We start from the raw sequence: 19,578 nt of genomic DNA, 5'->3' as shown, positions 1-19,578 counted from the left end.
GCCCCCCGGTGGCCCGCACCCGTTTCCGCGGCCGGCCGCGCCTACCGGGTCCGCAGGACGCAGTCCCCGCACAGCCCGCCGCCCGGCGTCCGGTAGTACAGGCAGCAGCTGCGCCGCACGAAGGCCACCCCGAGGCCCTCCTCGTGCACGAAGGCGCCCGTGCCGCCGAGCGCGCCGCCGTCCGCCAGGAGCCCTGCCGCCAGTGCCGTGGCCGGACCGCCGTCCGGCAGCCGGCCGAGCAGCACCCGCAGCGCCCCGACGAGCCCGGACGCCGTGTTCCCGCGCAGCACCTGCGGCGAGACTCCGTACCGCTCCCGCAGCGCCGTGTCCAGTACTTCCAGGTGCGCGAGGACGGCCGCCCCGAGGTCCGCGGCCGGCCGGGCCCCCTCGCCGGGCGCGGGCAGCCACAGCTCCAGCGATCCGCCCCCGGGCGGCATCCGCCACCACAGCCGGTCCGGCCCCAGGTCCGGCACCGGGCCTCCCAGCGCGGCGCACCCCAGGCCCAGGGACCACAGCCGCGACGCGATCCCGAACTGGGCGGTCGAGGCGGCCACGCGGCCGGGCCCGCTGCCGATGCGCCGGCCGACCTCGGCCACGTACGGGCCGAGCCGCTCCCCGTACAGCTCGGCCAGTGGCCGGAACCCCTCCGCCGGCGGCCGCGCCCCGCCGGACACCGTGAAGAACGGCCCCACGGCCGCCAGCCGGCCCAGTACGTCGTCCATCTCCATGCCGGAGATGATCTCAGGGCGCGACCGGCGCGGCGGCGGGGCCCGTCGCTGCGGCCACCGGCGCACTCGCACCGCCCGCCGCCCGCCCCGCGCCCGGGCGGTTGCGCTCCGCCCACCGGACCGCCGGGCCCATCGCGTACGAGGCCGCCAGGAGCAGCCCGCCCAGCAGGAACCAGCCGGGAACGCCCCACAGCAGGACCAGGGAGGTCACGACCACGGGGCCCGCGGACCGGGCCAGGGGCACCCCGGTCCCGAAGAACCCCTGGTACTGGCCGATCCGGTCGGCGGGCGCGAGGGAGAAGCCGATCTGCCAGGACCCGGCGGACTGCCGCATCTCCGCGTCGGCCTGGAGCGCGGCGCCCGCCACGAGCAGCGCCGCGGCCGCCCACGCCGGCCCGGCCCACCCCGACAGGGCGAACACGGCGCAGGAGGCGGCCGTGCCCAGGCCGGACAGCCGCACGGCCCTGGCCGCGGCGGCCAGGTCGGTCACCGGTTCGGCCCGGCGCACCTGGAACAGCATGACGGCGCCGGTGTTGAGCACGAACAGCGCCGACACCAGCCAGCCGGGGGCGCTGGTCCGCTCGACGGTCCACAGCGGGACCGCGAGGCTCAGCAGCGGCATCCGCAGCAGCAGGACCGCGTTCAGCAGGGCGGCCAGCGCGTACGGCCGGTCCCGCAGCACCGCCGGCCGCGGCTCCCCCGCCCTGCGGCGCGGCCCCGCCGCCGGCGCGGGCAGCCGCAGCAGCACCGCGGCGCACACGAGGAAGCCCAGCGCGTCCAGGGCGAACACCGCCAGGTGGGCCTGCTCCGTGCCGGCGGCCAGGGCGATCCCGCCGAGTGCGGCCCCGACCGCGAGCCCGGCGTTGAGGACCGACTGGAGGTGCGCCATCACCCGGGTCCGCTCCCCGGCGGGGACGAGCCCGGCGAGCAGCGCCTGCCGGGCGGCCGCCAGCCCGCACTGCGCGGTCGCGTAGCAGACGGCGGCGACCAGGAAGGCGCCGTACGAGCGGACGAAGAGGAAGGAGGCGACGCCGGCGGCGGTGGCCGCGGCCAGCAGCACGGAGACGCCGCGCGGCCCCCGCCGGTCGGCGAGCGCCCCCAGCGGGATGCCGGCGACGGAGCCGACCGCCCAGGCGAGCGTCAGGCCGAGGCCGATCAGGCCGGGCGGCAGACCGACCACGCGGGTGAAGAACAGGGCCGAGCACACGTAGTAGGCGCCGTCTCCGACGGAGTTGGCCAGCTGGGCGGCCGCGAGGCGGCGCGGGGTCCCGGGCGGGGGCAGTAGGCGTGTCGTCACCGCTCCATTGCACCAGCGGGATGGCCCGCCCCAGGGGGCCAATCGACCTTGGTTTCGGTGGGCCAATCGTGCGTCCGGGCCGCCGTTCCCCAGGCCGGCGCGGGCTGCCGGCGCGACGGCTCGCGGGAGCCGCCGGGAGCCCCTGCGGACGTGCGGCCGGCGCGGTCGGGGAGCACGGCCCGGCCGGCCGGGCGGGCAGCGAGGGAAATCACACCCGGCCGCCCTCGATCTTCGCGCATCGCCGCAGGTCAGAGCGTTGTCGGCGCGCGGGGCGGGCGCGCCGGAAAACATGGCCGCGGCGTTGCCATTTTGGGGGTTCATGAGAGCTCTCCGAGGGGCTACATTGAGGCACTCGCGCTTCACCTGACAGCCCGTTGCCTTTCACCCGCGTTTTGCGCGGGGGGTGACTCCAGGCGCGCAGACTGTGCAACCACCCCACCGCCCAGAAGGACCGAAGGCTCCGTGCCCGTACCCGTACTCCTCGCCGGCCGCACCGTGCGGCTCGAGCCCCTCGCCCCGCACCACACCGAGGCCCTGGCCCTCGCCGGGGCCGAGGATCGTACGACTTACGCCTTCACCCCCGTACCCCACGGGGTGCAGGCGTCCCACGAGTACATCGACCGCGCCCTCGCCGATCAGGCGGCCGGCCGATCGCTCCCGTTCGCGGTGGTCAGAGCCTCGGACGGCCTCGTCGTCGGCTCCACCCGGTTCCTGGAGCTGGACTACTGGCAGGGGCCGCTGGTGTGGCCTGCGGTGCCGGGCGTCCCCTTCGGCGATCCGCTGACGGCGATCCCGGACGCCGCGGAGATCGGCAACACCTGGCTGTCCCCCGGCGCCCAGGGCACGGGCATCAACACCGAGGCGAAGCTGCTCATGCTGCGGCACGCCTTCGAGACGTGGGGCGTACGGCGGATCTCGCTGCGCGCGGACGCCCGCAACGTGCGCTCGCGGGCGGCGATGGAACGGCTCGGGTTCACGCCCGAGGGCGTCCGCCGGGCGCATTCGCGGGGCTTGGACGGGGCGGTGCGGAGCACCGCGTTCTACTCGATCCTCGACGAGGAGTGGCCGGCCGTGCGGGCGGTCATCGAGCTGCGGCTCTCGGCACGGGCCCCGCGGCGGCGCCGGCGCAAGGCGCTCGTCCCGGCGTAACGCTCCTGCAGGACACTGCCCGCCCCCGGCCGCCCGCGCGGCCGGGGGCGCTTCGTTCGGCAACGGCCGGCCCCAAGGCAGCCCAAGAGCTGGAAAAAACCGGAACTGGACGCCCCGTACGATCATCCTTCGATCAGAACGTGATGACCGACCCCCGACGGGGCAGCACCAGCCGGAGAGCCACCGCACATGTCGTACTCACCCGACGGCCAGTACCCGCAGTACGCGGACCCCGCACCGGAACCGGAATCCGGCCGGCGGCCGCGCCGCGGCCGGCGGTGGCTCGCCGTCGGTGCCGCCGTCCTCGCCCTCGCCGGCATAGCCTCCGGCGCGATGTACCACTTCGAGATACCCCCCTTCACCGACAAGGGGAAGAGCGTCTCCTTCGGCGCCCCCGCCAAGGGCGGCGGCCAGGCGGGCGCCGCGCAGAACGCCGGCTCGAAGGCCCTGATGCCGACCGGCCCGGCGGCCGACTTCAAGAACTCGATGACCCTGCCCGACGGCACGCACGTCGCCGTGACCACCCTGGAGGGCAAGAAGTCGGGCTTCAAGGGCAAGGTCTGGGTGTGGGCGCCCAAGGAGTACGACGACCCGAAGTACGCCAAGAGCGGCTTCCCCGTGCTGATCGCCCTCCCCGGCGGCGCCGGCTACCCGAACAACTACTGGATGGGCACCGACCTCGGCCTCCAGACGAGCATCGCCAAGTGGTACGCCGAGGGCAAGAGCAAGCCGTTCCTGCTGGCCATGCCGGTGCTCAACCCCGCCGGGGACGACAAGGGCATCTACTGGGACGGCTCGGACATCCCCGGCCAGCCCAAGATGGGCACGTGGCTCACCGAGGACGTCCCGGACCTGATGAAGGCGAATTTCCGAACGGTCAAGTCCCGTGACGGCTGGGCGTTCATGGGCTCCTCCACGGGCGGCTTCGCGAGCCTGAAGGCCGTGCTGAAGCACCCGGACAAGTTCAAGGCCGCGATCTGCTCCGGCCCGGACGTGGTGCCCGACTCCCCGCTGTGGAAGGGACACGACAAGGAGAAGGCCGCGAACGACCCCGGCGCGCTGGCCAAGGGCCTGATCGACAAGAAGGGCCCGGACGTCTACCTGGCCTTCCAGGTGGGCGACAGCGAGAACAACAAGAAGACGCTGCCGGACGTCGAGAAGTGGATCGCCACCTACGGCAAGGGCCCCGTCCACACCAGCATGCGGGTGATCCCGGGCGGGAAGCACAACGCGAAGACCTACGTCCCGAGCATGGGCGAGGGCCCGATCCAGTTCATCAGCAAGGTCATGGAAGGGCCGGTGGAATAGGCGCCGGCTCCCCCTCCCGCTCCCGCCGCGGCCCGCCGAACACCATCGGCGGGCCGCCGCCGTCCCAGGCGGGCCAGCCCGGGTCGCCGGTGCGGGCGAAGCGCACCCAGGCGGCGTGCATCCGGTCGGCGAGCTCCTGCGGGGCGCCGGGTCCGGCCAGCCAGGACGCCTCCGGCACGGCGAGGGTGTCGAAGACGAAGCCCAGTTCGAGGGCGTGGCAGGCGCCGAGCCCGGGGATCTGGGACGGCCAGGCGAACTCGTACACGTACGACGGGGCCGGCCGGGGCGCCCCGGCGAGCCGGCGCAGCGGGTCCCGGAGCCGGTGGTCGGTCAGCAGCTGGCCGGCGTAGGCGGCGGGGCTCGCGCCGGGCAGGGCGGTGCGCAGCGTGCGCAGGGCGTCGCGGTCCTTGCCGCTGCGGGCCCGGGCCAGCGCGACGGCGAGCGGGCCCAGGCGGTCCAGCAGCCGCACGGCGCCGGTGGGCGCCAGCCACAGCCGGTACTCGTCGCTGGTCCAGCCGAGCAGGAGGGGGACGCCGGAGCGGGCCGCGGCGGGCAGGGGGTCCTCGGGCAGCGTGGCCGGGTCGGCGACGAGGCCGAGGGCGGGGCCGCCGGCGAGCGGACCGGAGCGGCGGGAGGCTGCCTCCTGCGCGGCGAGCAGCCGGGGCAGGGGTACGGCGGCGAAGGCGGCGGCCGTCGCGGGCACCTTGAGCAGGGCGGCCATGCGCCGCACGTGGGCCCGGACGCGCTCGCGAGGAAGGACCTCGGGGGCGCCGCTCTGCAGGGCGGCCTGCGCGAACAGTCCGGCGGCCGGGGGCGCGGCGAGCAGGGCGCCGGTGCTGATGGCGCCGGCGGACTGGCCGAAGACGGTGACGCGGGCCGGGTCGCCGCCGAAGGCCTCGATGTTCTGCGCGACCCAGGCGAGGGCGGCGATCTGGTCGAGGAGGCCGCGGTTGGCGGGGGCGTCGGGGAACAGCCCGTAGCCGAGGACGCCCAGCCGGTAGTTCGCGGAGACGAGGACGACGCCGTCGCGGGCGAAGGCCGTGCCGTCGTAGACGGGGACGGCGGAGGAGCCGCGGGTCAGGGCCCCGCCGTGGAGCCACACCATGACCGGAAGCTTCGCCCCGGGGTCCGGGGAGGGCGTCCAGACGTTGAGGTTGAGGCAGTCGTCGCCGGGGACGACCGGATCGGCGAGGAGCGCGGCGAAGGTCGGCGAGTAAGGGGCCTTCGGAGCGGTCGGCCCGTACGCGCCGGCATCGCGGACGCCCTCCCAGGGCCGCGGCGGCCGGGGCGCGGCGAACCGCAGGGGTCCGACGGGCGGCGCGGCGTAGGGGATGCCGAGGAAGGCGGCGGTGCCGCCGGGCCCCGGGCGGCCTTCGACGGCGCCCCAGGCGGTGGCGGCCCGGGGGCGGGTGGTGGCGCCCGCAGTGCTCATGGCGTCCCTCTCCTCGTACCGGCGCGGGCGCGGTCCCGGACCGGCCGTTGCGCGTCCGGGCGTCGGCCGTGCGCCCTCCGGGGCACGGTCGCACACGCGTGCAACGGGTGACAAGGCGTGACCCGGCCGGGGCCGGGCCGGGTTGGACCGGCATGCCATTCATGCCCTTCCCGCGCGGGCCGGTCACCGTCCGCCCCGCCCGCTCCCTCGTCCGGGCCTGCGCCCCGGCCCCCCTGCTGCTGCTCGCCGCCGCGGGCCCGGCCCTGGCCGCCGCCGGGCAGCCGGACTTCCAGTACGTCGGCCGGGACGACCGGGTCCACGGCCTGACCGCTCCCGAGGGCTGTGTGGAGGCCCGGGGCGGCGGGGCCCGCGGCGTCACCAACAACACCTCGGGTACCGCGTACCTCTACTCCCGGCCGGGCTGTGCGGGCACGCCGGTCGAGGTCCTGCGGCCCGGAGCGGGGGGCCGGATCACGCCGTATTTCGACTCCGTCCGCTTCGATGTCACCGCGTCGGCCCAGCGGCCGTGACCAGGCGGCCCCGGCCGCGTTGTACGCCATGTCGAATGCCGCAGCCCACTGCGGCGCCCACACCTCACGAGGAGATCTTGATGTCGCGTATCGCGAAGGCAGTCGCCGTCACCGCTGCCGCCGGTAGCGCCCTGGCCGCCGGTGCCGGTCTGGCCGTCGCCGATGCCGGAGCGCACGGTGCGGCGGTCGGCTCCCCCGGTGTCCTGTCCGGCAACCTCGTCCAGGTTCCGGTGCACGTCCCGATCAACGTGTGCGGAAACACGGTGAACGTCATCGCCCTGCTGAACCCGGCGTTCGGCAACACCTGCGTCAACGCGTCCGGTGGCGAGCAGCACACCGAGGGCTACGGCCACTGACCGGCCGTCAGGCCGGGTGATCCGGCCGCAGGAGGCCCCCGCCGTGCGGCGGGGGCCTCCTCGCGTATCCGGGGCGGTCACTCGTAGCGGTAGAGGTTCCTGTGGTCCAGCATGTCGCGCGGTGTGACGTTCCAGGGGGGCATGGGCTCATCCCGGGAGATCACCCGGCCCCGCTGGAGGTCGCCCGGCTGCAGCGGCGCGGCGGGCAGGTAGCCGGAGCGCGGGTGCTGCCGCTGCCAGCGGTCCCAGAGCAGGTCGACGAAGGCGTGGTGGAGCCAGAACGCCGGGTCGTTGGGGGCGGTGCCGCCCGTCATGTGCCCGCCGATCCACTGGTGCACCTTGTTGTGGTTGCGCCAGCGCTCGGACTTGGGAGCGGCCCAGCCCTCCAGCTTGTTGCGGAACCCGCCGTCGCGGGCCGTGGAGTTCCAGGGCGCGGTGTCGTACACCGGGTCGTCCAGGGCCCATTGGAGTTCCGCCCGGGTGGGCAGGGTGATCGGGTTCTGCGGCCGGCCCAGGTTGCGGGTGAGGAAGCGGGCCTCGGTGAAGCCGACCGTGATCTCCCAGTTCCCCGACCGGTGCGCGTACGGGCCGGTCATGACCTGGCGGTCGCCCTCGCGGCCGGTGCCGCCGAGGAAGTCCTCCGCCCACAGGGAGGAGGCGGGGCTGTTGTCCGTGGTCCAGTCCCAGTACGGGATGCTCACCCCCGGGTCGACGCCCCGCAGGAGCCCCTCGAACTCCAGCAGGTAGCGCCGGTGCCAGGGGAAGAAGGAAGGGGACATGTGGCCGACGCGGAGCTTGCTGCCGCGGTCGGGCACGAAGTACTTGTCGTGCATGCGCACCAGCTCGTCGTACGCGCCGGTCCGCTTGAGCTCCAGCACGGCGGCGGTGAACCGCCGCTTCTGGCTGCTGGTCAGGTTCCGCTGGTTCTGCCGGGTGTACAACGCGGGCTCCTCGCCTTCCGTGCGTCAGCCGTGGTGAGGGGCGGCGAGGGCGAGTTGCGTCGTGCCGAGCTCGTCTACGGCGGCGCGCGCGAGCTCCAGGGGGGTCCCGTACGACTCGAAGTGGTTGATCCCGCTCAGATAGCTGCCGTCGGCGCGGCGCATCACGTGCAGGGGGCGGCCGTCGATGCGGACCCCGGCCGCGGAGACCTCGATGTGCCGGCCGCGGTAGGTCTCCTCGGCCAGCGGGGCGGGGCTGACGGTCTGCCGGGGGCGGCGGGCGCGCAGGACGGGCGCCAGGGCCGCGGCGGTCCCGGCGAGGACCGCCGCGGTGAAGGCGGCGCGCAGGACCGCGCGACGGGTCGGTGGTGCGCCGGCGGATGCGGCGTGCATGCGTTCTCTCCCTCGCTCGGTGGTGGGGCTACGGGGTCTAACGCCGCGCGGCGGGGGAGGTCACCTGGGCCGGAGGGACGGGTGCTTGTAGTAGAGGGTCGTCGGGTGGAGGCGGCCGGCGGGGTCGGCGGCGTAGTCGGGGATGGTCCCGGCCTCGGTCCAGCCTGCGGCCCGGTAGAGGCGCTCGGCGCCGCTGCCCGTCTCCGTGTCGAGGAAGAGCAGCCTGACGCCGGCCCGGGCGGCGGCGCACTCGGCCTCGGCGAGCAGGGCCCGGGCGGTGCCGCGGCCGCGGGCGGCGGGGTGGACCATCAGCTTGCGCAGTTCGGCGCGGTGGCGGCCGTTCGGTTTGGTCTCGCGGGCCCAGGCGACGGTGCCGTCGACCGGTGCGCCCTCCGCGGGGCGGGACACCCACAGGGCGAGGGTGCCGTCGCGGAGGGAGGGCAGGAGGGTCTCCCACCAGGCGGCTGCGGCGGCCTGGTCGAGGTCGGCGAGGAAGCCGAGGGAGGAGCCTTCGCGGACCACCGCGACGAGCAGGTCGGCCAGTTCGTCGCGGTGGGCAGCCAACTGGGCGGCGGTGACGGGTGAGACGAGTGCGGTCATGGCCCGAGGATAGGAACCCGGCCGCACGGGCCGGGGGGCGGGGCGGTCCCGGGCCCGGGCCGGGCGGCCGCCCCGGTCAGGGGGCGGGCAGGTCGGCGAGGGCGGCGACGGTGGTGTGGTGGTGGCCCGCCGTGCCGAGGGCCAGCGAGTCGGCCTTGGCGCGTTTGAGGTAGAGGTGCGCCGGGTGCTCCCACGTCATGCCGATGCCGCCGTGCAGTTGTACGCACTCCTCGGCGGCCCGCACGGCGACGCCCGAGCAGTACGCCTGCGCCACGGCGACGGTGAGCGGTGCGTCGGGCGCGTCCGCCGCCAGCGCGTCCGCGGCGGCCCGGGCGGCGGCGCGGGCCGCCGCGGTGTCGAGCCACAGCCGGGCCAGCCGGTGCTTGACGGCCTGGAAGGAGCCGACGGGCCGGTTGAACTGGTGGCGCGTCCGCAGGTACGCCACCGTCCGGTCGAGGCACCACTCGGCGAGCCCGACCTGCTCGGAGGCGAGCAGGCCCGCCCCGCACAGCAGGGCCTTCTGCACGGCGGCGCGGGCGGTTTCGGGGTCGGCGAGGCGGGTGGCGGCGGCCCCGTCGAAGACCGCGTCGGCGAGGGGGCGGGTCAGGTCGAGCGGGGTCCGGGGCGCGAGCCGCACCTCGGAGGCCTCGACGGCGTACAGGCCGGTGTCCGCGAGGACCAGCAGCACGTCGGCGGCGACCGCGTCCGCGATCGAGGTGGCGCGCCCGGCGAGGGCCCCGCCCCCGGTGTCGCGGACCGGCGGCGGGAGCGGCGCCCCGGGGGCCTGCGTCAGCGGCAGGGCGGGCACGTACACGCGGCGGCCTGCGGCCAGTTCCGCCAGGTGCGGGGCCGCCGCGGCCGGGTCGCAGCCGAGGAGGATGACGGCGGAGAGCACGGCGTGCGCCAGGTAGGGGGCGGGGGCGACGGCCCGTCCGAGCTCCTCCAGGACGACGGCGGCCTCGCGGGGGCCGGCGCCCTGGCCGCCGAGCTCCTCCGGGACGATCAGGCCGGCCGTGCCGATCCCGGCGGCGAGGGTGTCCCAGAGGGCGGGGTCGTGGGGGCGGCCGCCCTCGGCGCGGGCGAGGACACCGGCGGGGGTGCAGCGGGCGGCGAGGAGGGAGCGCACGGCGGAGCGCAGCTCCTCCTCGGTGTCGGAGTACCGCAGGTCGAGGGCGGCACCGGGAGCGGTCATCGGGCCAGGTCCTTCCAGGGGACGTCCTTGTCGTCGCGCGGTTCGGCGGGCAGGCCGAGGACGCGTTCGGCGACGATGTTCAGCAGGATCTCGCTGGTGCCGCCCTCGATGCTGTTGCCCTTGGCGCGCAGGTAGCGGTAGCCGGCGTCGCGGCCGGTGAAGTCGACGGTGTCGGGGCGGGTCATCTCCCAGTCCCCGTAGTACAGGCCGTCCTCGCCGAGGAACTCCACCTCCAGGCCGCTGATCTCCTGGTTGAGGCGGGCGAAGGTCAGCTTCATCCCGGAGCCCTCGGGCCCGGGCTGTCCGGCGGCGAGCTGCTGCCGCAGCCGCTCGGCGGCCAGTCGGGCGACTTCCGCCTCGACCCACAGGCCGAGGAGGCGCTGGTGGTGGGCGTGGGTGCGCAGGGCGGGCCGCTCGCGCCAGGCCGCGGCCAGGCGGCCGATCATGCCGCCCTCCCGGGGGATGCGCATGCCGCCGATCGAGACCCTCTCGTTCATCAGGGTGGTCCGGGCGACCTCCCAGCCCCGGCCCGCGGCGCCGATCCGGTGGGCGTCGGGGATGCGGACGCCGGTGAGGAACACCTCGTTGAACTCGGCTTCACCGGTGATCTGGCGCAGCGGCCGGACCTCGACGCCGGGGGCGTGCATGTCGCACACGAAGAAGCTGATGCCCCGGTGCTTGGGCAGGCCGGGGTCGGTGCGGGCGAGGAGGATGCCCCAGCGGGCCGCGTGGGCGCTGGACGTCCACACCTTCTGCCCGTCGACGACCCACTCGCCGGCGGCCTCGTCGAGGACGGCGCGGGTGCCGAGGGCGGCGAGGTCGGAGCCGGCGCCCGGTTCGCTGAACAGCTGGCACCAGACCTCCTCGCCGGTCCACAGGGGGCGCAGGAAGCGCTGCTTCTGCTCCCCAGTGCCGTGCGCGAGGATCGTCGGCGCGGCCATGCCGAGGCCGATCCCGATGCGGCGCGGGTCGTTGTCCGGGGCTCCTGCGGCGGCGAGTTCGGCGTCGACGGCGGCCTGGAGGGAGCGGGGCGCGCCCAGCCCGCCGAGGCCCTCGGGGTAGTGGACCCAGGCGAGTCCGGCGTCGAAGCGGGCCTGCAGGAAGGCGGTGCGGCCGGTGGTGGCGGGCGGGTGCGCGGCGAGCAGGTCGCGGACCCGGGCGCGCAGGGCGTCGGCGGTGGTCACGGCCGGGTGCCCCCGTCCCGGGCGGGGAGGACGACGAGCCGGCCGGTGGTCGTGCCGTCGGCGACGCGCTGGACCGCGTCGGCGGCGGCCGCGAGCGGGAGGCGTTCGCTGACCAGGGGTTTGACGGCTCCGGTGGCGGCGAGGCGGGTGAGTTCGGCGTGGCAGTCGCGGACGGCCGCCGGGTCCCGGAGGGCGTAGAGGCCCCAGTGCAGGCCCAGGACGGAGTAGTTCTTGACGAGGACGTGGTTCAGGGCGGGGGTGGGGACGGTGCCGCCGGCGAAGCCGACGACGACGATCCGGCCCTCGAAGGCGATGCACTTGGTGGAGGCGGTGTAGGCGTCCCCGCCGACCGGGTCGTAGACGACGTCGGCGCCGCGGCCTCCGGTGAATTCCTTGACCCGGGCCGCGACGTCCTCGGCGGTGCGGTCGACCACCAGGTCGCAGCCGAGTTCCTCGGCGGTGCGCGCCTTGGCCTTGCCGCCGACGACGCCGATGACGGTGGCGCCGGCGGCCCTGCCGAGTTGGACGGCGGCGCTGCCGACGCCTCCGGCGGCGGCGTGGACGAGCAGCGTCTCGCCGGCCTGGAGGCGGGCCCGGCGGTGGAGGCCGAACCAGCCGGTCTGGTAGCCGATGTGGAGGGCGGCGGCCTCGGCGTCGTCGAGGCTGTCCGGGGCGGGCAGCAGGGCCGCGGCGGGGGCGGTGGCGTACTCGGCCAGGCCGCCGTGCGGGAGGGCGGGGTTGGCGATGACGCGGCGGCCGTCCTCGGTCTCCGCGCAGACCTCGACGCCGGGGGTGAAGGGCAGCGGGGGGCGGATCTGGTACTGGCCCCGTACGAGCAGGGCGTCGGGGAAGTTGACGGCGGCCGCGAGGACGCGCAGCCGCACCTCCCCCTCACCGGGCACCGGTTCCGGGACGTCCTCGAGGCGCATGGCCTCGCGGGGTTCGCCGGTGGTGTGCACTCGCCATGCCTGCATCCGGGGCCTCCAGCCGCCGTCGGGGAGAACGCGTCCCGCGGCATACTAAGCGGTTGCTTGGCACTCTGGGAACCATGCGTTCCCACCCGGGGCGCCGCCCCGGGCGGGCGCGGCGACGCCCCGGACCGGGAGGGTCAGCGGGAGAAGAGCTCGAACGTGACGGCCGGGCGGCCGCCGAAGCGGGCCGCGGCCTGCTCGGCGAAGCCGGTGAGGAACCCTCGGCAGTACTCCTCCGGGTCCTGGTCGGTGAGGGCCTCGATGTACGCCTTGTGCTCCATCAGCGAGGCGATGGACCGCTCCATGCCGGCCGTGGCGTCGGCGGCGTGGGTCGCCTGCGGGGATCCGGCCACGGCGATCCAGCGCACCCCGTTCCAAGGCTCCAGGCCCTGCTCGATGAGCTCGGGGAAGATCCACCGGTTGCCGGCGTCGGCGGCGGCGTCCAGGGTGGCGCGGCCCACCGCCTTGTGGTCGGGGGTGTTCCAGAAGCCGCCGCCGCCCTGGCCTCCCCAGGTGTCGCGGTGGTTGAGCGTGATCAGCAGTTCGGGTCGGTGGCGGCGGATGGCGGCGGCGATGTCCCGGCGCAGGTCCAGGCCGTACTCGATGACGCCGTCGCGGTAGTCGAGGAACTCGACGGTGGAGACGCCGACCACCGCCGCGCTCGCCCGCTGCTCCGCCTCGCGCAGCGGGGCGCACTCCGCGGGCGCGAGGGTGTCGATGCCCGCCTCGCCGCGCGAGGCCAGCAGGTAGGCGACCTCGCGGCCGCCGTCCGTCCAGTCGGCGACGGCCGCGGCGCCGCCGTACTCCAGGTCGTCCGGGTGGGCGACGACCGCGAGGGCGCGCGTCCAGTCGGTGGGCATGGGCTCCAGCGGTGCGGGCTGTCCGGTCTGCGTGTCCATGCTGCGCACCCTATGCGAACGGCCCGGCGGGGAAACGGAGTCGGGGCGGACTGACGTCAGGTGCGGCGCCGGGCACGCGCCCCCGGCCAGCGCAGGACACCCCCGCGGGGCGGAGCTAGCCTGAAAGAGGGACCCCTCCTGCGGAAAGGTGGCGGGCTCATGAAGGTGCGGTGCAGCGGCCCCGTGCTGGCCGCCGCGGTGCTGGCCCTGGGAACGGCGGCCTTGCCGCCGGCGTACGCGGACGACATGGATCCGCGGGAGATCTACGAGAAGGCGGCCCCGGCCACGGTGCTCGTGGCGGGCGAGGTGGGCAGCGGCAGCGGCTTCGTCTACGACGCCGAGAAGGGGCTCGTCGCCACCAACGCCCACGTGGTGGAGGGGCAGGCGTCCCTGAAGGTCGTGGTCGGCGAGAGTACGCAGCCGGCCCGGCTCGTCGGCATCGACCCCTGCGAGGACCTCGCCGTCCTGCAGCTCACCTCCGTGCCACCCGATCTGAAGGCGCTGGAGTTCGGGAAGAGCAAGGACGTGCAGACCGCAGACACCGTCACCGTCCTCGGCTATCCGGCGTCGATCGGCGGCGTGGGCCAGAAGGCCGTGTACACGGCCGGCTCGGTCCAGAACCCGGAGGTGGCGGACGCGGAGCCGTCGACGTCCCTGCCGCGCTATCCGGCCCTCATCCAGCACTCGGCCGCCGTCAACGCCGGCAACTCCGGCGGTCCGCTGCTCAACGGGCAGGGTCAAGTCGTCGGGATCAACACGCTCGGCAGCGGCGGGGACGTGCAGGGCCAGTTCTTCTCCATCAGCGGCGACCACGCCCGGCCGCTGCTGGACGGCCTCGCCGAGGGGGTCAGGAAGAACGACCCGGGGTGGATCCTGGCGGGTCTTGACGACCCCGGCCTGCCGACGTACCTGGAGCAGTACGGCGTCGACCCGGCCGCGGCGGAGAAGGCACAGAAACAGCTCGTCGACTCCGGGGTGACCGGGGTCTTCGTGGTCAACGCCCGGAGCAACACACCCGCGGCGAAGGCGAAACTGGGCCTGGGGGACGTGGTGACCGCTGTCAAGGACACCAAGGTGGAATCCGTCGGCGGGATCTGCGACATCCTCCAGTCCGCCTCCCCGGGCGAGGTGCTCCCGGTCCAGGGGGTGTACTCCATCAACGCCGACGGCAAGGAAATGAAGTTCGGCGCGGAGTGGGCGACCGACCTCACCCTGGACAAGGCGTCCACGACCACAGGCCAGTGAGGATCCCGGCCGTCGGCAGAGTGGTGAAGGGATGGGGCCGCCGACCGTTCCCGGTTCGCGGCCCCGGCCCCCCGACCGGCGTCAGAACTCGACGACGGACCGCAGGACTTCGCCGCGCTCCATCCGGGCGAAGGCGTCCTCGACCCCGTCGAGCGGGATGGTCTCCGAGACGAACGCGTCCAGGTCGAGCCGGCCCTGCAGGTACAGGTCGATCAGGACGGGGAAGTCCCGTTCGGGCAGGCAGTCCCCGTACCAGGAGGACTTGAGGGCGCCGCCGCGGCCGAAGACGTCCAGCAGGGGCAGCTCCAGTTGCATCTCGGGGGTCGGCACGCCGACGAGGACCACGGTGCCGGCGAGGTCGCGGGCGTAGAAGGCCTGCCGGTAGGTCTCGGGGCGGCCGACGGCGTCGATGACGACGTCCGCGCCGTGGCCGCCGGTCAGTTCCTGCACGGCCTTGACAACGTCCTCGGTACGCCCGTTTACGGTGTGCGTGGCGCCCAGCCCGCGGGCCAGTTCGAGCTTGCGGTCGTCCAGGTCCACGGCGATGATCCGGCCCGCTCCCGCGAGCCGGGCCCCGGCCACGGCCGCGCTGCCCACTCCCCCGCAGCCGATGACGGCCACCGAGTCGCCGCGGCCGACGCCGCCGGTGTTCAGGGCCGCCCCGAGGCCGGCCATCACCCCGCAGCCCAGCAGCCCGGCGGCGGCCGGCGAGGCCGCCGGGTCGACCTTGGTGCACTGGCCCGCGGCGACCAACGTCTTCTCGGCGAAGGCGCCGATGCCGAGCGCCGGGGACAGCGGGGTGCCGTCCTCCAGCGTCATGGGCTGGGCCGCGTTGTGCGTGGCGAAGCAGTACCAGGGGCGGCCGCGCCGGCAGGCCCGGCAGGTGCCGCACACGGCACGCCAGTTGAGGACGACGAAGTCCCCGGGGGCGACCGAGGTGACGTCGGGGCCGACCGCCTCGACCACGCCCGCCGCCTCGTGGCCGAGGAGGAAGGGGAACTCGTCGTTGATGCCGCCCTCGCGGTAGTGCAGGTCGGTGTGGCACACCCCGCACGCCTGGACCTTGACCAGGGCCTCGCCCGGCCCCGGGTCCGGTACGAGGATCGTCGCCGACTCCACCGGTGCGCCCTTGCTCCGCGCGATGATCCCTCGTACGCGATGCGTCACGTCATACCCCGCTCTGCTCGGATCCGTCTGGATCACCGAACGTACACGGGCCGGAGCCCGGAGGGGAGTTGCATCACGGGCCGCCGTCCGCCCCCGTGGCCGGTTCCGGCGGCAGCGCGGCGCGGAGCGCCTCCCCGAAGGCGGCCACGGCCGGGTGGCCGGCGGATCCGCTGCGGAACGCCAGCTTCGTACGGCGCTCCATGCGCAGCCGGGTGAGGGCGACGGCCGGGTCCGCGTGCCCGTGCAGGCCGAGCCCGGGTACGACGGCCACCCCCTGCCCGGCGGCGACGAGTGCGAGGACGGTGGGGAACTCGTCCACCAGGTGGCGCACGCGCGGGGTGAACCCGGCGGCCTCGCAGGCCCGTACGGCCATGGTGTGGCAGAGGGTGCCGGGGGTGGCGGTGATCCAGGGGGCGTCGGCGTGGGCCCGCAGCGCGGCGCGCTGCTCCGCCGGGCCGGGGCCGTCGGCCGCGGCGGGCTCCTCCGCTTCCCGCGGCCGGGCGTCCGGGGGCGGCTCCCGTCCGGCGGCGGGCGCGGCCAGGTACATCGCCTCCCGGTAGAGGGGCTCGGTGGCGATCCCGGGCTCGCGGGGCGCGGGGACGAAGTCGTACTCGTGGACGAGGGCGACGTCGAGGTCGCCGGCGCGCAGGGCGTGCGCGACGGCCGCCGGGTCCGTCTCGGTCACCATCGCCTCCAGGCGCGGGTGGCGCCGGGCCAGGGCGGTGAGGGCGGCGGGGACGATGGCCCGGGTCGCCGTCGGGAAGGCGCCGATGCGCAGGGCTCCCGCGAGGCCGCTGCGCGCCTCCGCCAGGTCGGCGGCTGCTTCCTCCAGCCGCTCGAGGACGGCTTCGGCGTGCCGGACGAGGTTCTGGCCGGCCGGTGTGAGGCGGACGGTGCGGCCGGTGCGTTCGAGCAGTGGCAGGCCGGCCTCGCGTTCGAGGACGCCCAGTTGCTGGGAGACGGCCGAGGGGCTGAAGGAGAGGGCCTCGGCGACGGCCGCGATGGTTCCGCGGCGGGCGAGTTCGCGCAGCAGGCGCAGGCGTCGTACGTCGAGCATCGGACCAGCTTACGGTTCGGGTAAGGAATGCGAACTGGATCTGCGGGTGGGTGCGGGCGAAGCTCGTCTGCATGGCGCACAACGCACAGAACTCACAGGCTCCGCAGGACTTCCAGAGCTGCCGGGGGTCCCGGGCCGACGCACAGGCCGGGGACCTCTCCTTGCAGGGGATCCACGTCCCGCTCATCACCCCCTTCTCGAACGGCGGCGGCGTCGCGGCCGACGCGCTGGAGGCGCTCGCCCACCAGGTGCTCGACGAGGGCGCCTCCGGGATCGTGGCCCTGGGCACCACGGCCGAGGCGGCCTCGCTGGACGCGGGGGAGCGCGACTTGGTCACCGGTGTCTGCGCCCGGGTGTGCCGGGAGCGGGGCGCGGTGCTGACCGTCGGCGCGGGCGCGGGCGGCACGCGCGCCGCGGAGGAGGACCTGGGCCTGCTGGCGCGGTGGCCGGAGGCGCGGGCGGCGCTGGTGGCGGTGCCGTCGTTCGTACGGCCCGGTGCGGCGGGCGTGCTCGCCCACTTCACCAGGCTGGCAGCGGCGAGCCCGGTGCCGCTGGTCGTCTACCACATCCCCTACCGCACGGGGCAGCAGCTGGACGCGGAGGCGCTGCGGGCGCTCGGGGCGCTGCCGGGGGTCGCCGGGGTGAAGTACGCGAACGGCGGGATCGACCAGGAGACCGTGGCGCTCCTGGGGGACCTGCCGGACGGATTCGCGGTGCTCGCCGGCGACGACGCGTTCACCTCCCCGATGCTCGCGCTCGGCGCGGCCGGCGGGATCCTCGCATCCGCGCACCTGGCGACGGCGCGGTACGCGGAGCTGGCTGCCGCCTGGCGGGAGGGGGACGCGGTACGGGCCCGGGAGCTGGGCCACCGCCTGGCCGCGCTGGCGGCGGCGCTCTTCCGGGAGCCGAATCCGGCGGTGGTGAAGGGTGTGCTCCATGCGCAGGGGCGGATCCCCACGCCGGACGTGCGCCTTCCGCTGCTGCCGGCGGGCCGGCGGTCGGTCGCGGAGGCGCTGGACCGGCTCGCCGCCCTCTGAAGGTCCCGCAGGGGGCGCGGAATCGAGGCGGGCGCGCCGGATTGCGCCCGCCGTGGGCGGTTGGCAAAGAACAGGACGGATGCCCTCATCAGGCCATCGAAACCACACTTTGCCCGTTTTGCTCCGCCCCCCTCGCAAACCGTGATGTCAGTCACTCCGGACTTTGCAACATCATTTCTCGCGGACGCGCGATTCCCTTTTCCCCGAAAGGAAATCCGGCATTCCCGGAGATCCCCTCCAAGGTCGTTTACCGCACCGAAAACGGCCAAGGGATCACGTGCGTGATGCGGAGCCTTGTTCCGGCCCGGCGGACTCGCCTACCTTCACGTCGTTCCCGGCGGGCAGCTACCGATTCCGGCATCCGCCAGGGCTCCCCCCGCACCCGCACGTGAGGAATTCCGCCATGCCCGGAACGGGTAAGCACCGCCGCCCGAAGCAGCGCCCCGCCGTCCGCAAGCTGGCCGTCGCCGGCACCGGCGGCGCGGCCCTCGCCATCCCGCTGATCAGCGCGACCACCGCCGGCGCGGTCGTCGCCCAGCCGGCCGCGGTGCCCGCCGCGGCCGCGGCGGCACTGCCCGCCGCCAAGCCGGCGGCGGAAAAGGCGGCAGCCCCCGCGACGTATTCCGTGACCGTCGGCGACACCCTTTCGAAGATCGCCGCGCAGCATTCGGTGGCCGGCGGATGGAAGGCCCTCTACGAGGCGAACCGGAGCGCCATCGGCAGCAATCCCGAGGTGATCCGCCCCGGCCTGAAGCTGGCCCTCGGCACGGCCGCCAAGGCGGCGGCCGCGAAGGCCGCTGCGGCCAAGCCGGCCGCCTCGTACCCGAACAACCTCGACGGCTGGATCCGCGAGTCGCTCGCCGTGATGGCCAAGCACGGAATCCCGGGCACCTACCAGGGCATCCACCGCAACGTCATGCGCGAGTCCTCGGGCAACCCGCGGGCCATCAACAACTGGGACATCAACGCCCGCAACGGCATTCCGTCGAAGGGCCTGCTCCAGGTCATCGACCCGACGTTCCGCGCCTACCACGTGCCCGGCACCTCGACCGACTCCTACGACCCGGTCGCGAACATCACCGCCGCCTGCAACTACGCGGCCGCCCGCTACGGCTCCATCGACAACGTCAACGGCCCGTACTAGCAGCCGATGCGGCCGGGGCCCCGCGGCGGGCCCCGGCCCGGGCCCGCAGCAGGGTCCGTACCGGGGCGGCCACCCCGTAGCCGACGTCGCGGCGCAGAGCACCCGCGCCGGCCCGCTCCACGGCCGCCAGCTGGTGCCCCATCAGCTCCGTCATGGCCGCGACGACCGGCCGCAGTCCCGGCTCCGCCAGGCCGATGATGCCGTCCGCGGCCTCCAGGGCGGTCCGTGCCCGGCGTGCCTGCGCGGCCAGCAGGGCCCGTACGGCCGGGGTGTCGCGGGCCTGTTCGAGGTCCTCGCGGGTCACGGAGTGCTCGGCGAGGGCGGCCCGCGGCAGGCAGAGGCGGCCCTCGGCCAGGTCCCCGGCGAGGTCGGCGAGGAAGTCGACGCGCTGGGCGGCATCGACGAACCGCCGCCACCCGGCGGCCTGCTCCCTGTCGGGGCCGCCGGGGTACTGGAGCCCGGTGAAGGCGAGCAGCCCCGGCCAGGCGTAGGCGTCGAGGTAGGCCTGGAAGTCCTCCTCGGTGTCGAAGCCGTCGAAGCGGGCTTCGGCGCCGGCGGCGCCCTCCAGGAAGCGGGACACCCAGCGCTCGGGCAGCCCGCGGGCGGCGACGGCGTGCGCGTAGGCCCGCAGCAGCGGGTCCGGGCCGCCGCCGGTCCTCAGTGCCTCCGCCACCCGCTCGGCGAGCGCCGCCAGCCCGTCCGCCCGCTGCTGCGGGGTGCCCGTCTCGGCGGTGTCGTCGACGAGGTTCATGAAGGCGACCCCCGCGGTCATCCACGGCACCAGCTCCGGTGCGGCGAGCAGGCGCAGCGTCAGGTACGGGGCGGGCTCCCGGCGCAGGACCCGGCGTGCGGCGTACGTGAAGTCGGCGCGCAGCCGGGGGTCGCGGATGCCGGCCGCCGTCAGGGCGGTGCGCCAGGTGGGCATGGGGTGGGTGCTCCTCTGAACCGTGC

Annotated in this window: 20 protein-coding genes; 7 read left to right on the top strand and 13 right to left on the bottom strand. The window is 75.3% G+C overall.

Translation table 11 applies throughout. The annotated features are described in order from the left end of the window. Positions 1 to 41: 41 nt before the first annotated feature. Both IE170_RS01900 and IE170_RS01895 read right to left on the bottom strand, forming a co-directional pair. Positions 42 to 728, bottom strand: a complete 687-nt coding sequence (locus IE170_RS01900; RefSeq protein WP_189807509.1) for a (2Fe-2S)-binding protein — start codon at positions 726 to 728, stop codon at positions 42 to 44. Between the two features lie 13 nt (positions 729 to 741). Next, the gene (locus IE170_RS01895; RefSeq protein ID WP_229884551.1) at positions 742 to 2,025 is read right to left on the bottom strand and encodes an MFS transporter; all 1,284 of its coding nucleotides are present in this window, start codon (positions 2,023 to 2,025) and stop codon (positions 742 to 744) included. Positions 2,026 to 2,487: 462 nt separating this feature from the next. Between IE170_RS01895 and IE170_RS01890 the strand changes: the two genes are divergently transcribed. Together IE170_RS01890 and IE170_RS01885 are read left to right on the top strand one after the other, a co-directional pair. Further along, a complete protein-coding gene (locus IE170_RS01890) occupies positions 2,488 to 3,174 on the top strand; it encodes a GNAT family N-acetyltransferase (RefSeq protein ID WP_189807508.1) in 687 nt (228 codons plus the stop codon). 189 nt (positions 3,175 to 3,363) lie between these two features. Beyond that, positions 3,364 to 4,482, top strand: coding sequence for an alpha/beta hydrolase (locus tag IE170_RS01885; RefSeq protein WP_223855768.1), 1,119 nt, complete (start codon positions 3,364 to 3,366; stop codon positions 4,480 to 4,482). Here the strand turns inward: IE170_RS01885 and IE170_RS01880 are convergent. Further along, positions 4,460 to 5,914 (bottom strand): carboxylesterase/lipase family protein, encoded by a 1,455-nt coding sequence (locus IE170_RS01880; RefSeq protein ID WP_189807507.1) that lies wholly within the window; start codon positions 5,912 to 5,914, stop codon positions 4,460 to 4,462. The two genes, IE170_RS01885 and IE170_RS01880, sit on opposite strands and share 23 nt — an antisense overlap. 152 nt (positions 5,915 to 6,066) lie before the next feature. On the opposite strand from IE170_RS01880, the gene IE170_RS01875 reads away from it, so the two are divergent. Both IE170_RS01875 and IE170_RS01870 read left to right on the top strand, forming a co-directional pair. Continuing rightward, positions 6,067 to 6,444: a hypothetical protein gene (locus IE170_RS01875; protein WP_189807506.1), complete on the top strand. Its 378-nt coding sequence runs from the start codon at positions 6,067 to 6,069 to the stop codon at positions 6,442 to 6,444. Positions 6,445 to 6,524: 80 nt separating this feature from the next. After that, positions 6,525 to 6,800 (top strand): chaplin, encoded by a 276-nt coding sequence (locus IE170_RS01870; protein WP_189807505.1) that lies wholly within the window; start codon positions 6,525 to 6,527, stop codon positions 6,798 to 6,800. A gap of 77 nt (positions 6,801 to 6,877) precedes the next feature. Here the strand turns inward: IE170_RS01870 and IE170_RS01865 are convergent, their stop codons facing one another. The 7 genes from IE170_RS01865 to IE170_RS01835 form a co-directional block, all read right to left on the bottom strand. Further along, positions 6,878 to 7,741: a tyrosinase family protein gene (locus tag IE170_RS01865; RefSeq protein ID WP_189807504.1), complete on the bottom strand. Its 864-nt coding sequence runs from the start codon at positions 7,739 to 7,741 to the stop codon at positions 6,878 to 6,880. 24 nt (positions 7,742 to 7,765) lie between these two features. Further along, the gene (locus IE170_RS01860; protein WP_189807503.1) at positions 7,766 to 8,131 is read right to left on the bottom strand and encodes a tyrosinase family oxidase copper chaperone; all 366 of its coding nucleotides are present in this window, start codon (positions 8,129 to 8,131) and stop codon (positions 7,766 to 7,768) included. Between the two features lie 60 nt (positions 8,132 to 8,191). Continuing rightward, positions 8,192 to 8,731, bottom strand: coding sequence for a GNAT family N-acetyltransferase (locus tag IE170_RS01855; RefSeq protein WP_189807502.1), 540 nt, complete (start codon positions 8,729 to 8,731; stop codon positions 8,192 to 8,194). 76 nt (positions 8,732 to 8,807) lie between these two features. Next, positions 8,808 to 9,923, bottom strand: coding sequence for an acyl-CoA dehydrogenase family protein (locus tag IE170_RS01850; RefSeq protein WP_189807501.1), 1,116 nt, complete (start codon positions 9,921 to 9,923; stop codon positions 8,808 to 8,810). Then, positions 9,920 to 11,107 (bottom strand): acyl-CoA dehydrogenase family protein, encoded by a 1,188-nt coding sequence (locus tag IE170_RS01845; RefSeq protein ID WP_189807500.1) that lies wholly within the window; start codon positions 11,105 to 11,107, stop codon positions 9,920 to 9,922. The genes IE170_RS01850 and IE170_RS01845 overlap by 4 nt, the downstream gene beginning before the upstream one ends. Then, positions 11,104 to 12,081, bottom strand: a complete 978-nt coding sequence (locus IE170_RS01840) for an NADPH:quinone oxidoreductase family protein (RefSeq protein ID WP_189807499.1) — start codon at positions 12,079 to 12,081, stop codon at positions 11,104 to 11,106. The genes IE170_RS01845 and IE170_RS01840 overlap by 4 nt, the downstream gene beginning before the upstream one ends. 134 nt (positions 12,082 to 12,215) lie before the next feature. After that, entirely contained in the window at positions 12,216 to 12,977 is a 762-nt protein-coding gene (locus tag IE170_RS01835; RefSeq protein WP_189807498.1) for a PIG-L deacetylase family protein, read from the bottom strand. A 159-nt stretch (positions 12,978 to 13,136) separates the two neighbouring features. Between IE170_RS01835 and IE170_RS01830 the strand changes: the two genes are divergently transcribed. Next, on the top strand, positions 13,137 to 14,222 hold the full coding sequence (locus IE170_RS01830) for a S1C family serine protease (RefSeq protein ID WP_189807497.1): 1,086 nt from the start codon (positions 13,137 to 13,139) through the stop codon (positions 14,220 to 14,222). 81 nt (positions 14,223 to 14,303) lie between these two features. Here IE170_RS01830 and IE170_RS01825 read toward each other — a convergent pair whose 3' ends face one another. After that, positions 14,304 to 15,389, bottom strand: coding sequence for an S-(hydroxymethyl)mycothiol dehydrogenase (locus IE170_RS01825; protein ID WP_189807496.1), 1,086 nt, complete (start codon positions 15,387 to 15,389; stop codon positions 14,304 to 14,306). A gap of 73 nt (positions 15,390 to 15,462) precedes the next feature. Next, positions 15,463 to 16,446: a LysR family transcriptional regulator gene (locus IE170_RS01820; RefSeq protein WP_189807495.1), complete on the bottom strand. Its 984-nt coding sequence runs from the start codon at positions 16,444 to 16,446 to the stop codon at positions 15,463 to 15,465. Between the two features lie 71 nt (positions 16,447 to 16,517). Between IE170_RS01820 and IE170_RS01815 the strand changes: the two genes are divergently transcribed. Continuing rightward, the gene (locus IE170_RS01815; RefSeq protein WP_189807494.1) at positions 16,518 to 17,483 is read left to right on the top strand and encodes a dihydrodipicolinate synthase family protein; all 966 of its coding nucleotides are present in this window, start codon (positions 16,518 to 16,520) and stop codon (positions 17,481 to 17,483) included. A gap of 403 nt (positions 17,484 to 17,886) precedes the next feature. Continuing rightward, positions 17,887 to 18,627 carry a LysM peptidoglycan-binding domain-containing protein gene (locus IE170_RS01810; RefSeq protein WP_189807493.1) on the top strand — a complete coding sequence of 247 codons (741 nt, stop codon included), beginning with the start codon at positions 17,887 to 17,889 and terminating at the stop codon, positions 18,625 to 18,627. Here IE170_RS01810 and IE170_RS01805 read toward each other — a convergent pair. Next, positions 18,611 to 19,552, bottom strand: a complete 942-nt coding sequence (locus IE170_RS01805; protein WP_189807492.1) for a squalene/phytoene synthase family protein — start codon at positions 19,550 to 19,552, stop codon at positions 18,611 to 18,613. The genes IE170_RS01810 and IE170_RS01805 overlap by 17 nt on opposite strands. Positions 19,553 to 19,578: the final 26 nt, after the last annotated feature.

The sequence above is a fragment of the Streptomyces toxytricini genome, from assembly GCF_014649915.1.
GTDB classification, from domain to species: Bacteria; Actinomycetota; Actinomycetes; order Streptomycetales; family Streptomycetaceae; genus Streptomyces; species Streptomyces toxytricini.
The sequence above is the reverse complement of the archived record's forward strand: the minus strand, read 5'-3'. Positions and strand labels throughout refer to the sequence as shown.